This window comes from Amycolatopsis sp. 505 (assembly GCF_031625235.1).
In the GTDB taxonomy this organism is placed as follows: domain Bacteria; phylum Actinomycetota; class Actinomycetes; order Mycobacteriales; family Pseudonocardiaceae; genus Amycolatopsis.
This window is the reverse complement of sequence record NZ_JACKQP010000001.1, coordinates 45,926-58,494: the sequence shown is the minus strand read 5'-3', so window position 1 is coordinate 58,494 and position 12,569 is coordinate 45,926. Positions and strand designations below refer to the sequence as shown.

15 protein-coding genes and 1 pseudogene are annotated in these 12,569 nt (G+C 68.8%); 2 read left to right on the top strand and 14 right to left on the bottom strand.

Going from position 1 to position 12,569, the window contains the following annotated elements; genetic code table 11:
- Complete coding sequence (murA, locus tag H5965_RS00310) at positions 1 to 1,275, bottom strand: UDP-N-acetylglucosamine 1-carboxyvinyltransferase (protein ID WP_310967046.1); 1,275 nt, start codon at positions 1,273 to 1,275, stop codon at positions 1 to 3.
- Positions 1,276 to 1,336: 61 nt separating this feature from the next.
- Here murA and H5965_RS00305 point away from each other — a divergent pair, with 61 nt between their 5' ends.
- Positions 1,337 to 1,909 (top strand): cob(I)yrinic acid a,c-diamide adenosyltransferase, encoded by a 573-nt coding sequence (locus H5965_RS00305; protein WP_310967045.1) that lies wholly within the window; start codon positions 1,337 to 1,339, stop codon positions 1,907 to 1,909.
- A gap of 111 nt (positions 1,910 to 2,020) precedes the next feature.
- Positions 2,021 to 2,244: pseudogene (locus H5965_RS00300) on the top strand (IS481 family transposase); the annotation flags it as partial.
- Positions 2,245 to 2,269: 25 nt separating this feature from the next.
- Here H5965_RS00300 and H5965_RS00295 read toward each other — a convergent pair.
- From H5965_RS00295 to H5965_RS00235, 13 genes are all read right to left on the bottom strand, one after another.
- Positions 2,270 to 2,422 carry a hypothetical protein gene (locus H5965_RS00295; RefSeq protein WP_310967044.1) on the bottom strand — a complete coding sequence of 51 codons (153 nt, stop codon included), beginning with the start codon at positions 2,420 to 2,422 and terminating at the stop codon, positions 2,270 to 2,272.
- Entirely contained in the window at positions 2,422 to 3,660 is a 1,239-nt protein-coding gene (aroA, locus tag H5965_RS00290) for a 3-phosphoshikimate 1-carboxyvinyltransferase (protein ID WP_310967043.1), read from the bottom strand. The genes H5965_RS00295 and aroA overlap by 1 nt, the downstream gene beginning before the upstream one ends.
- Before the next feature lie 9 nt (positions 3,661 to 3,669).
- Complete coding sequence (locus H5965_RS00285) at positions 3,670 to 3,990, bottom strand: putative quinol monooxygenase (protein WP_310967042.1); 321 nt, start codon at positions 3,988 to 3,990, stop codon at positions 3,670 to 3,672.
- Between the two features lie 67 nt (positions 3,991 to 4,057).
- Positions 4,058 to 4,492 (bottom strand): DUF2550 domain-containing protein, encoded by a 435-nt coding sequence (locus H5965_RS00280; protein WP_003102655.1) that lies wholly within the window; start codon positions 4,490 to 4,492, stop codon positions 4,058 to 4,060.
- A gap of 25 nt (positions 4,493 to 4,517) precedes the next feature.
- Complete coding sequence (locus tag H5965_RS00275; protein WP_003102658.1) at positions 4,518 to 4,883, bottom strand: F0F1 ATP synthase subunit epsilon; 366 nt, start codon at positions 4,881 to 4,883, stop codon at positions 4,518 to 4,520.
- A 113-nt stretch (positions 4,884 to 4,996) separates the two neighbouring features.
- Complete coding sequence (atpD, locus tag H5965_RS00270) at positions 4,997 to 6,424, bottom strand: F0F1 ATP synthase subunit beta (protein ID WP_086840690.1); 1,428 nt, start codon at positions 6,422 to 6,424, stop codon at positions 4,997 to 4,999.
- Positions 6,424 to 7,362, bottom strand: coding sequence for a F0F1 ATP synthase subunit gamma (locus H5965_RS00265; protein WP_310967041.1), 939 nt, complete (start codon positions 7,360 to 7,362; stop codon positions 6,424 to 6,426). Before H5965_RS00265 ends, atpD begins: the two co-directional genes overlap by 1 nt.
- Positions 7,363 to 7,373: 11 nt before the next feature.
- A complete protein-coding gene (atpA, locus tag H5965_RS00260) occupies positions 7,374 to 9,011 on the bottom strand; it encodes a F0F1 ATP synthase subunit alpha (protein WP_310967040.1) in 1,638 nt (545 codons plus the stop codon).
- Positions 9,012 to 9,068: 57 nt separating this feature from the next.
- Positions 9,069 to 9,893: a F0F1 ATP synthase subunit delta gene (locus H5965_RS00255; RefSeq protein WP_310967039.1), complete on the bottom strand. Its 825-nt coding sequence runs from the start codon at positions 9,891 to 9,893 to the stop codon at positions 9,069 to 9,071.
- 6 nt (positions 9,894 to 9,899) lie between these two features.
- Positions 9,900 to 10,460 (bottom strand): F0F1 ATP synthase subunit B, encoded by a 561-nt coding sequence (locus H5965_RS00250; RefSeq protein WP_310967038.1) that lies wholly within the window; start codon positions 10,458 to 10,460, stop codon positions 9,900 to 9,902.
- 29 nt (positions 10,461 to 10,489) lie between these two features.
- Positions 10,490 to 10,747: an ATP F0F1 synthase subunit C gene (locus H5965_RS00245; RefSeq protein WP_310968453.1), complete on the bottom strand. Its 258-nt coding sequence runs from the start codon at positions 10,745 to 10,747 to the stop codon at positions 10,490 to 10,492.
- A 55-nt stretch (positions 10,748 to 10,802) separates the two neighbouring features.
- Positions 10,803 to 11,588 (bottom strand): F0F1 ATP synthase subunit A, encoded by a 786-nt coding sequence (atpB, locus tag H5965_RS00240; protein WP_310967037.1) that lies wholly within the window; start codon positions 11,586 to 11,588, stop codon positions 10,803 to 10,805.
- A 520-nt stretch (positions 11,589 to 12,108) separates the two neighbouring features.
- Complete coding sequence (locus H5965_RS00235; protein ID WP_086840678.1) at positions 12,109 to 12,552, bottom strand: hypothetical protein; 444 nt, start codon at positions 12,550 to 12,552, stop codon at positions 12,109 to 12,111.
- Between the last annotated feature and the right edge of the window lie 17 nt (positions 12,553 to 12,569).

Genomic DNA, 12,569 nt, shown 5'->3' with positions numbered 1-12,569 from the left:
TCAGCTCCGGTCCGGCTCGCCCGCGACGCGCTTGATGTTCGCGCCCAGGCGGTTCAGGTTCTCGACGAAGTGCGGGTAGCCGCGGTCGATGTGGAAGACGTCCCAGACCTCGGTGACGCCGTCCGCGCACAGGCCCGCCAGTACCAGCCCGGCGCCCGCGCGGATGTCCGACGCCCAGACCGGCGCGCTCGAGAGCTTCTCGACGCCGCGGACCACCGCGTGGTGGCCGTCCGTGCGCGCGTCACCCGACAGCCGGACCATCTCCTCGATGAACCGGAAGCGCGCCTCGTAGACGTTCTCCGTGATCATCGACGTGCCTTCCGACACCGCCGACAGCGCCACCGCGAACGGCTGCAGGTCGGTCGCGAAGCCGGGGTACGGCAGCGTCACCCAGTCGACCGCCTTCGGGCGCTCCGGTTGGACCACGCGGAAACCCTTGTCGCCGAACGTCTCGACGTCCGCACCGGCCAGCTGCAGCTTGTTCAGCACCAGGTCGAGGTGGTGCGGGTTGACCCCGCGGACGGTGATGTCGCCGCGGGTCATCGAGGCGGCGAACGCCCAGGTCGCGCCCACGATCCGGTCGCCGATCACGCTGTGCGTCGTCGGGTGCAGCTGCTCGACGCCGTGCACGGTCAGCGTCGACGTCCCGGCGCCTTCGATCTTCGCGCCCATCTCGGTCAGCATCGTGCAGATGTCGACGATCTCCGGCTCGCGCGCGCAGTTGTCGATGACCGTGGTGCCCTCGGCCAGCACGGCCGCCATCAGGATGTTCTCGGTCGCGCCGACGCTCGGGAAGTCCAGCCAGATCTGCGCGCCGACCAGTGTCTCGGCCTTCGCGACGACGCAGCCGTGCTCGATCGTGCTCGTCGCGCCCAGCTTGCGCAGGCCGTTCTGGTGCATGTCCAGCGGCCGCGAACCGATCGCGTCCCCACCCGGCAGCGCCACGACGGCCTGCTTGAGCCGGCCGACCAGCGGCCCCAGCACGCAGACGGACGCGCGCAGCTTGCCCATCGCCGCCGAGTCGGCTCGGTGCGACAGCTCGGCCGGCGTCGTGATGGTGGCCGTGTCGCCCTCGATGACGACCTCGCAGCCGACGCTCCGCAGCACGTCGCCCATCAGCGGGACGTCGAGGATCTGCGGGCAGTTCGTGATGGTCGTGGTCCCCTCCGCGAGGAGGGCGGCGGCCATCAGCTTCAGCACGCTGTTCTTGGCGCCGACCACGTCGACCTCGCCGACCAGCCGGGCTCCGCCATGCACGTCGAAGTGCTCGCTCATGGCCGCCAATCATGCCCTCTCGCCCGGATTCGGCCCGGGCGGGGGCCGCTATGGTGGGTTCATGGTCGTTCGCATCAACCGCGTGTACACCAAGGTCGGCGACAACGGCACGACCGCGCTCGGCGACGGCTCCCGCGTGCCGAAGACGTCGCCGCGGCTGGGCGCGTACGCGGACACCGACGAGACGAACTCGGTGCTGGGCCTGGCGATCGCGGTCGGCGCACTGCCCGCCGAAGTGACGGACGTGCTGCGTGCGGTCCAGAACGATCTGTTCGACGTCGGCGCGGACCTCTGCCTGCCGATCTCGGACGACCCGCCGTACCCGCCGCTGCGAATCACCGAGAAGTACGTCGAGCGCCTCGAAGGCTGGTGCGACGAGTTCAACGAGCGCCTGCCGAAGCTGACGTCGTTCATCCTGCCGGGCGGCACACCGGGAGCCGCGTTCCTGCACCAGGCGCGCACGGTGGCCCGCCGGGCGGAGCGGTCGGCCTGGGCCCTGCACGAGGCGGAGCCCGAGGCGACCAACCCGATCGCGGTGAAGTACCTGAACCGGCTGTCGGACCTGCTGTTCATCCTGGCCCGGCTGGCCAACCCCGAGGGTGACGTGCTGTGGCAGCCGGGCGGGCAGCCCTAGGTGTGATGTCCGGGGACGTTGTCCCGAGTTGAGGTGACCGGTGACGGCCTGCCGTGTGTTCGACGATTGGGCAGGCGAGTTGCAGTCGGGTGCGTGGGGTCACGGCCGGACCTGCGCCGCTACGAACACGACCATCCCGGCTCGCTGCTCCACGTCGATGTCACCAAGTTCGGCAACACCCCCGACGGCGGCGGACACCGCTACGTCGGCCGGGCCCTAGCGAGATCAACAAACGCGCCCCCAGCGTCCACACGGTCAGCGAAACCCACCCCGACGAAACCGCCGCCACCGCCACCGCGGTCCTGCGCCGGGCGATGGCCTGGTTCACCGACCGCTGACCGACCTCCCCGAACATCACACCTAGCCCAGCCGGCCCTGCTCCTGCGCCGCCCAGTAGCGCTCCAGGTCGACGTCCGGGGTCCCGTCGAACGCCGGGTCCACGGCCTGGGTGGTGATCATGTCCTCCGGCTTCACGCGCTCCGGCAATTTCGCGAAGCGGCTCTCTTCGGCCATCAGATCCCCCAGCTCTCCCGCAGGGATCCCAGCGCCTGGTGGAAGCCGGGGAACGTCTTCTTCACGCAGTCCGGATCATCCAGCGTGATGCCGTCGGTCAGCAAGCCCGTGATGCTGAACGCCATCGCGATGCGGTGGTCGCGGCGGCACGCCACCAGGGTGCCCGTCGGCTGTCCCGGCTGGATCTCGATCCAGTCGCGGCCCGTCTCGACCTGGATACCGAGAGCGCGCAGGTTCTCCTCGCACGCGTCGAGGCGGTCGCACTCCTTGATGCGCGTGTTGTAGACGTCCTCGATGCGCACCGGGCCGGACGCGAACGGCGCGATCGCCGCCAGGGTCGGGACCGTGTCCGAGATGTCGCGCATGTTCACCCTGATGCCGCGGAGGCCGTCCGACGGGCCCGCGACCGTCACCGAGTCCGGCGCCAGGTCGACGTGGGCGCCCATCTCCCGCAGCACGTCGGCGAACTTCACGTCGCCCTGCAACGCGTCCGAGCCGAGGCCCGGGATGGTCACCGTGCGGCCGGTGACCGCCGCCGCGGCCAGGAAGTAGCTGGCCGTCGACGCGTCCGGCTCCACCGGGTACTCGCACGCGCGGTACGGCTGCGCCGGCACCACGAACGTCCGGCCCTCGCGGCGGACGTCGACGCCGAAGCGGCGCATCATCTCCAGGGTGATCTCGACGTACGGCACCGACACGAGGTCGGTCACCGTGATCCGCATTCCCTCCGCGGTCAGCGGCCCGACCAGCAGCAACGCCGTCAGGAACTGCGACGACAGGCCCGCGTCGAGGGTCAGCTCACCGCCCTTGATGCCGTTCGCGCGGACCGTCAGCGGGTGGTGGCCCGGCTCGCCGCGGAACTCGAGGTCGACGCCCAGCTCCTGCAGGGCGTCGGTCAGCGGCCCGAGCGGGCGGCGGCGCATCTGGTCGGACGCGTCGAAGCGGAACGTCCCGGTGCCGGCCGCGGCCAGCGCGGGCAGGAACCGGGCCGTCGTGGCGCCGTCCCGGCAGAAGACGTCGGCTTCGGCGACCCCCGGACCCGACGGCCGGCCCTCGATGGTCCACGCGTCCGCCTGCCGGTCGACGCGGTAACCGAGCTTCGCCAGGCCCTCGGCGAAGCCCTCGGTGTCGTCCGAGTGCAGTGGACGGCCGAGGGTCGTGGTGCCGTGCGCGGCGGCGGCCAGGAACAGGCCACGAGCGGTGACGGACTTGGAGCCGGGGATCTCGACGAGGGTCACACCCCGAGTTTAGTGCGGTGAAATCTCGGCCATCGGCCCCCAGTCGGAGGCGTCCTGGACGTTGATGATCTGCGGGTTGTCGCTGATGTACTTTCCCAGCGTCGCCACCGCCGTCTTGAAGTGCTCGGAGCTGACGTGCGCGACGGCCGCGTCTTGACCTTCGAAGCCCTCGACCAGCACGTACGTGTTCTGGTCGTCGACGCTGCGGGACCACTCGAAGAACTTGTTGCCCGCCTCGCCGCGGGTACTGCGGGTGAAGTCCCCGACGATGTCGAGCCAGGAATCGGCGTACTCGGGCTTCACCGGCCACTTGACCACGATGAGAATCATGCGCTCAACGGTAGGCCAACACCCTAGCCGTATCTGTCTCAGGTTTGAGACAGATCGCCCTAGGGTTTCAGGAGGCGCGCGGGAGACGCCGTCCGGGCGGGGCGGACTCGAGCCACGAGAGGAAGCCGGTGAGCGCGCCCGGCCCCATGGCGATCTCGATCGCTTCCTGGGTTTCCGACTCGCAGCGCAGCACCGTCGAGCCTTCGGGCACGGCGTAGGCCTCGGTGCCGGACGGGTCGCGGCGGTCGGCGATCTGCATGCTTTCGCGCTGGAAGACGCGGTCGGCGCCGGTGCGCAGGCTCCACACCCGGTACCAGACGAATTCGTCGCCCTCGTAGCGGCCCAGCCCCAGGTGCCAGCTGGACCGCGGGTTGTCCGGACGCCACCGCAGCGCGACGCTCACGCCGCCGCCGCGGCGCATCCGGATCCACCGCTGGCCGTACCAGGCGGCCAGCACCGCGAGCACGATCAGGAGCCCGACTACGACCACGGTGATCTTCACGGCCCGGCTCCTGCCCGTCTCGCGCTCAGGCCGACTGACCCGCTGCGCGGAGCTGGGCCGAGGCCCTCGCCCGCTCGGTCTCGTCGTCCCCGGTCAGGGCCGCTTTGGCCGCCTCGACGTCGATCTCGTCGGAGAGCTCGGCGCTCTCGGCGAGGATGCTCACCCCGGTGCCGGTCACGGAGAGGAAGCCGCCGTGCACGGCCGCGCAGACCGTCTCACCGTCGGTGGTCGTCACCTTGACCACGCCACCCTCGACCAGCTGCCCGAGCACGGGCTCGTGACCGGCCATGATGCCGATCTCACCCTCGGTGGTCTGGGCCACCACGAAAGTGGCAGTACCCGACCAGAGACGGCGCTCGACGGCCACCAGCTCCACGGACATCTCAGCCACGTGCACTCCTTAACTCGGGGTGTTGCCACCGAGTGTAATAGGTCTGTCTCCAGCTACGAGAACGGCGGGGGCCCGAGTCCACAATGGACACAGCCCCCGCCGAGCTCACGAGCTCACTTCTTGGTGATTTCCTTGTACTTCTTCTCGAGGTCCTCGAGGCCACCGATACCCAGGAACGCCTGCTCCGGGTAGTGGTCGAAGTCACCCTTGGTGATGCGGTCGAACGACTCGATGGTCTCCGACAGCGGCACCGTCGAGCCCGGGATCTGCGTGAAGGCTTCGGCGACCAGCATGTTCTGCGACAGGAACCGCTCGATGCGGCGCGCGCGCTGAACGGTCAGCTTGTCCTCTTCCGAGAGCTCGTCCATCCCGAGGATCGCGATGATGTCCTGCAGCTCCTTGTACTTCTGCAGGATCCGGATGACCTCGGAGGCGACGCGGTAGTGGTCCTCACCGACGATGGCCGGGTCGAGGATCGTCGACGTCGACGCCAGCGGGTCCACCGCCGGGAAGATGCCCTTCTGGAACACCGACCGGGAAAGCTCGGTGGTGGCGTCCAGGTGGGCGAACGTCGCGGCCGGGGCCGGGTCGGTGTAGTCGTCCGCGGGGACGTAGATCGCCTGCATCGAGGTGATCGAACGGCCACGGGTCGAGGTGATCCGCTCCTGCAGCTGCCCCATCTCGTCGGCCAGCGTCGGCTGGTAACCCACGGCGGACGGCATGCGGCCCAGCAGGGTCGACACCTCCGAGCCGGCCTGGGTGAACCGGAAGATGTTGTCGATGAACAGCAGCACGTCCTGGTTCTGGACGTCGCGGAAGTACTCCGCCATGGTCAGCGCGGACAGCGCGACGCGCATGCGGGTGCCCGGCGGCTCGTCCATCTGGCCGAAGATGAGGGCGGTGTCGTTGATGACGCCGTCCTCGGACATCTCCAGGAAGAGGTCGTTGCCCTCACGGGTGCGCTCGCCGACCCCGGCGAACACCGACGTACCACCGAAGTTCCGGGCGACGCGGGTGATCATCTCCTTGATGAGCACCGTCTTGCCGACGCCGGCCCCGCCGAACAGGCCGATCTTGCCACCCTGGACGTACGGGGTGAGCAGGTCGACGACCTTGAGGCCGGTCTCCAGCATCTCGGTCTTGCCCTCGAGCTGGTCGAAGGACGGGGCGCTGCGGTGGATGCCCCAGCGCTCGAGGTCCTCGCCGTAGCCGGGCTCGTCGAGGCACTCGCCGAGGGCGTTGTAGACGTGGCCCTTGACCTTGTCGCCGACCGGGACCGTGATCGGGCCGCCGGTGTCGGTGACCTCGGCGCCGCGCACCAGGCCGTCCTGCGGCTGCAGGGAGATGGTGCGGACGAGGTTGTCACCCAGGTGGCTGGCGACCTCGAGGGTCACCGTCTTGCGCAGCTGCTCGAACTCGATCTCGACCTTGAGCGCGTTGAACTGGTCGGGCACGGAACCGCGCGGGAACTCGACGTCGACGACCGGACCGGTCACCGACACGATGCGCCCCTTGGCGCGCGGGGCTTCAGTACTGGTCATCAATCATCACTTCCTGCTGCGGTGAGCGCGTTCGCGCCACCGACGATTTCGGAGATCTCCTGGGTGATCTGCGCCTGGCGGGCCTGGTTCATCTCCCGCGTCAGGTTGCCGACCAGCTCGTTCGCGTTGTCCGACGCGGCCTTCATCGCCGTCCGGCGGGCGGCCAGCTCGGACGCCGCGGACTCGAGGAGGGCCGCGTAGAGCCGCGTGTTGATGTACTTCGGCAGGAGGGCGTCCAGCAGCTTGTCGGCGCTCGGCTCGAACTCGTAGCTGGGGAGCAGCCCGGCGGGCTTCTCCTCTTCTCCCTCGGAGTACTCGACCTCGAGCGGCGCGACGCGCTTGGCGGTCGGCCGCTGGGTCAGCATCGACACGAACTCGGTGTAGACGATGTGGATCTCGTCGACACCCGTGATGCCGTCGGCGTTGCCGTGCTCGTCGTCGACGCCCCGCATGAACGACTCGACCAGGGCGTCGCCGGCCGCGACCGCGTTCGCGTAGCCCGGCTGGTCGGAGAAGCCCGTCCAGCCGTCCACGACCTCGCGGCCCCGGAACCGGTAGTAGTTCAGCCCCTTGTTGCCGGTGACGTAGACCTGCGGCTCCTTGCCCTCCTCGCGGAGGAGGGCAAGCAGCTCTTCGGTCGCGCGCAGCACGTTGGAGTTGTACCCACCGCACTGGCCCTTGTCACTGGTCACGACCAGGACGGCGGCCCGCTTCGGGTTCGGGCGCTCGACCAGCATGGGGTGGTCGAGCGTGGTGGCCGCGCCGGCCAGCGCCGAGAGCACCTTGGTGATCTCGTCCGCGTACGGCCGGGAAGCGGCGACCCGAGCCCGCGCCTTGGTGATGCGCGCGGTGGCGATGAGCTCCATCGCCTTGGTGATCTTGCCGATCGACTTGGTCGCCTTGATGCGCGACCGGAGTTCCCGGAGTTGTGCGGCCATGAGCTACCAGCTCACTTCTTCGGGGCGGGCTTGTTGACCTTGACGGTCTCCTGCCCGACCTTGTCGGCTTCCATGGCGTCCGCGTTCTCCTCGAGAGGCTTGCCCTCGGAGGTGGTGAACTCCTTCTTGAACTCGTTCACCGCGGCCACCAGCTTGTCGGCCGTCTCGTCCTCGAACTTCCCGGAGTCGCGGATCGCGCCCAGGATGTCGTCGTGCTTGCGGCGCGCCGAGTCGAGGAACTCGTGGTTGAAGCGGCGGACGTCCTCGGTCGGGACCGAGTCGTAGTGGCCGTTCGTGCCCAGCCACACCGTGCAGACCTGCTCCTCGACCGGGATCGGCGAGTACTGCGGCTGCTTGAGCACCTCGTACAGGCGGGCACCGCGCTCGAGCTGCGCCTTCGACGCGTCGTCGAGGTCGGAGGCGAAGGCCGCGAAGGCCTCCAGCTCGCGGTACTGCGACAGGTCGATCCGGAGCGAGCCGGAGACCGACTTCATCGCCTTGACCTGGGCGGCACCACCCACGCGGGACACCGAGATACCCACGTCGATGGCCGGGCGCTGGCCGGCGTTGAACAGGTCCGACTGGAAGAAGCACTGGCCGTCGGTGATCGAGATGACGTTGGTCGGGATGTAGGCCGACACGTCGTTCGCCTTGGTCTCGATGATCGGGAGACCGGTCAGCGAGCCGGCGCCCAGCTCGTCCGACAGCTTCGCGCAGCGCTCGAGCAGGCGGGAGTGCAAGTAGAAGACGTCGCCGGGGAACGCCTCGCGGCCCGGCGGGCGGCGCAGCAGCAGCGAGATCGCGCGGTAGGCGTCGGCCTGCTTGGTCAGGTCGTCGAACACGATCAGGACGTGCTTGCCCTCGTACATCCAGTGCTGGCCGATGGCCGAGCCGGTGTACGGCGCGATCCACTTGAAGCCGGCCGAGTCGGACGCGGGGGCCGCGACGATGGTGGTGTACTCCAGCGCGCCGGCGTCCTCGAGGGACTTCTTCACGGCGGCGATCGTGGAGCCCTTCTGGCCGACCGCGACGTAGATGCAGCGGACCTGCTTCTTCGGGTCGCCGGTCTCCCAGTTGGCCTTCTGGTTGATGATCGTGTCCACGGCGACGGCGGTCTTGCCCGTCTTGCGGTCACCGATGATCAGCTGGCGCTGGCCGCGGCCGATCGGCGTCATCGCGTCGATGGCGGTGATGCCGGTCTGCAGCGGCTCCGACACCGGCTGGCGCTCGACCACCGACGCGGCCTTCAGCTCCAGGGCGCGGCGGTCGGTGGTCTCGATGTCGCCGAGGCCGTCGATCGCCTGGCCCAGCGGGTTGACGACGCGGCCGAGGTAGCCGTCGCCGACCGGCACCGACAGGACCTGACCGGTGCGCTTGACCTGCTGGCCCTCTTCGATGCTTTCGAAGTCACCGAGGATCGCGGCACCGATGGAGCGCGCGTCCAGGTTCAGGGCGACGCCCAGGACGCCGCCGGGGAACTCGAGCAGCTCGTTGGCCATGGCCGAGGGCAGCCCCTCGACGTGGGCGATGCCGTCACCGGCGTCCACCACGGTGCCAACTTCTTCCCGGCTCACGTCCGGGGCGTAACTCGAGACGTAGTTCTCGATCGCGCTACGGATCTCATCCGAGGAGATCGTCAGCTCGGCCATGTCTTTCCCGCTCTCGCTTCGTTCTTGCCAGTATGCAAAGTCTTGTGTGACCTGGGGCTATGCCCGGGCCAGCCGCCTGCGCAACGCCGCGAGCTGTCCCGCCGCACTCCCGTCGATGACCTCGTCGCCGACGCGGACGACGAGGCCGCCGCCGAGCCGGGGGTCGATCTCGACGTGCAGCGCGATCGGCCGCCCGTAGAGGGCGTCGAGCTTCGCGCCCAGCTGGGCGGTCTGCTCGTCCGACAGGGCGTTCGCGCTGGTCACGTAGGCCACCGAGCGCTCGCGCCGCTCCGCGGCCAGCTTCACCAGCTTGTCGAGCCCGATGCCGACGCCGCGGCCCTTGGCCCGGCGCACGACCTGCTCGACGAGGGTCTCGGTGACCACGTCCACCTTGTCGGCGAACAGCCCGCGCACCAGGGTGCGCTTCGCGTCGGCGGAACCGGTCAGGTCCGACAGCGCCTTCTCGAGCTCGGGGTGGTTGGCCACGACCCGCGAGACCTGGAAGAGCTGGGATTCGACGGTGTCGACGTTCCCGGTCTTCTCCGCCGCGGTGAGCAGGGCCGAGCGACCGAGCGACTCGAGGCCGTCGGTCAGCTCGCGGGGGCTGGACCAGCGGCTGCCCGCCACGGTGTCGAGCACCTTCAGGGCCGGTTCGGACAGCTTGCCGTCGAACAGCCGGCGCACCAGCCCGGTGCGCGACTCCGCCGTCGCGGAAGCGTCGCTCACCGCGCGGCGCAGGCCGATTTCCCGGTCCAGCAGGTCGACGACCGAGAGCAGCTCGTCGCCGACCGTGGCCGCGTCGGCTCCCGCGTCGGCCAGAACCTCGCCGAGGCGTTCCTCGGCGAGGCCGAGCGCTTCACGGCTCGCAGCATGCAGCGTCATTTCTGGTTACTTCCCCGCTCCGTTGGAGGCACCGGCGGTCTCCAGCTCCGCCAGGAACCGGTCGACGGTGCCGCGGCGGCGCGCCTCGTCCTCGAGCGACTCGCCGACGATCCGGCTGGCCAGCTCGACGGCGTTGCGGCCCATGTCGGCCCGCAGCTCCGCGATGATCTGCGCCTTCTGGGCCTGCAGCTGGGCCTGGCCCTGGGCGACGATGCGCTGGGACTCGGCCTCCGCCTCGGCCCGCAGCTCCGCCTTGATCTGCTCGGCTTCGAGCCGGGCGTCGTCGCGGATCTTCGCGGCTTCGGTGCGGGCCTCCTGCAGCTGGGCCTTGTACTTGGCCAGCGCCTCTTCGGCCTCGGCCTGGGCCCGCTCGGCCTTCTCGATGCCTCCCTCGATCTTCTGCGCACGCTCTTCGTACGCGGCCTCGAAGCGAGGGACGACGTACTTCTTGAGGATGAACAGCAGGATCAGGAAGGCGACGATGCCGAGGATCAGCTCCGAGATGTCGGGGATGATCGGGTTGTGCGTTTCGCCCTCTGCGGCGAGGACCAAGGCACTGTTCAGCACGGCGTCTCCTTAAGCGAGATGAGCGTGACTCAGCCTGCGGAGGCGATGAAGTAGATGACGATGCCGATCAGGGCGAGCACCTCGGTCAGAACGAAGGTCGAGAAGCCGATGCCCTGCAGCTTGCCCTGCGCCTCCGGCTGGCGGGCGGTGCCGTTGATGACGGCGGCGAAGATCAGACCCACACCGATGCCCGGGCCGATCGCGCCCAGGCCGTAGCCGATCGCGGCGAGGCCGGGGTTGATGTTGGCGGCGGCTTCCGCGGCCTGGGCCAGAACGATGTTGCTCACGTGCATTTCCCTTCACTTCGGTCCACGCGCTCGCGTGGATCGGGGGCTTGTGTTCTCAGTGCTCCGACGCCAGCGCGGCGCCGATGTACCCGGCCGACAGCAGGGCGAAGATGTAGGCCTGCAGCACCTGGATGAAGGCCTCGAGGAACGTCATCCCGATGGCGAAGATCCACGCCACCAGGGAAACCGGCTTCAGCGCCCAGCCCGAGGTCTCGGTCAGCAGGAAGGTGCCGCCCAGGGTGAACACCGCCAGGATCAGGTGACCCGCGAACATGGCGGCGAAAACACGGATGGCGAGCGTGAGCGGGTTGAGGAAGAACTTCTCCGCGAACTCGATCAGCGCGAACAGCGGCAGCACCGGTCCCGGCACGCCCGGCGGCGCGAGTTCCTTCTTGAAGTACCCCTTGAAACCGTGCCGCTTGAACCCGACGAAGTGGTACACCGGGTAGACGACGAGGACCGACAGGGCGACCGGGAAGCCGAACCGCGCCATGGTCGGGAACTGCAGAAGCGGGATGATCCCGTAGAGGTTGTTCACCAAAACGAAGGTGAACAGTGCGAAAACAAGCGGCACGAACGGCTTGAAATCCTTCGAACCGATCTGCTCGCGCGCGATGTTGTTGCGGCTGAAGTCGTAGATCGACTCCGCGACGAACTGCCCCTTGCCCGGCACGACCTGCAGCTTGCGGGTCGCCAGCAGGAAGTACGTCGCGATGATGACAACCGAAAGCACGACGAGCAGCATCGGCTTGGTGACTCCGCCGAACAACGCCGGCAACTCGAAGCTTTCGGCGCCGGGCGGCGCGAACGTCGCACCCTCGGCCAATACCAGCGCGCCCACTGGGCTCCTTCCGGTTCTCCCGGCCGGCGTTCACTCCGCCGGGGGAATCGTCACGATCTGGACTTAACGTACCCGATACGTATCGGGACGTCGGAGGCGGCTGCCCCACTGTGCGATGAACACGGCTTCACGTTCTGCACACGGGGTTGTCTCGCGTGAACACTGCCCTGCGGTCTACTTCGGACCAGCGGCCGGACGGCGGAACTACACGGTCGCCACACTGCTGATCGCGGTTCGTCTGAGGGAGTGCGCGGTCGAGGCCGCCACCCTTGACGCGGACCATACCAGCAGGTCAATCCGTGCCGGACAGGCGTACTCCTAACCAACCGATCAGCCCAGGACTTAGGTCCCGGGTCGTCCCGGGACCCAGGTCCGGCGCGCGGCGGGACCGGGTCCGGAACGTCGCAGGCGAGGGGTCCCGGTCACCGTCCGCAGCAGCGCACGGAAGCGCACTTTTGTGGTCCCGGTCACACTCAAGCGGCCGCATGTGGATGCACGAAGAGTGACGAGCCCGAACCGGTCAGGACGGGATGATCGTCGGGATCTTGGTCTTGCGGAAGGCGGCGAACTCGGCCGCGGCGGCGAGCATGATGGCCACGATCATCGTGATGCCGAGCGACATCGGGTGCAGCGCGGTGACGCCCTTCAGCAGCGTCAGCGCCCCGAAGAGCAGGACGACCTTCACGACGTACCCGCCGAGCGCGATGACCATGACGAACATCGGGTCCTGGCCCGCGCTGAACTTCATCATGCCCAGCGTGGACAGCGACGCCAGCATCGCGAGCACGCCGCCGACGAGCGAGCCCAGGAAGCCGGGCAGGCCGTTGAGGATGCTGAACAACGCGATGCACACCAGCACCGCGGGCGGCGTCACCAGCAGCGAGGCCTTCGTCATCGCGCGGGCCGCCTGCAGCACCACCTTGGCGTGCGGGTTCTCCTGCTCGTGCGTTTCGGCTTCGCTCACACCCTGCTCCCTGCTCG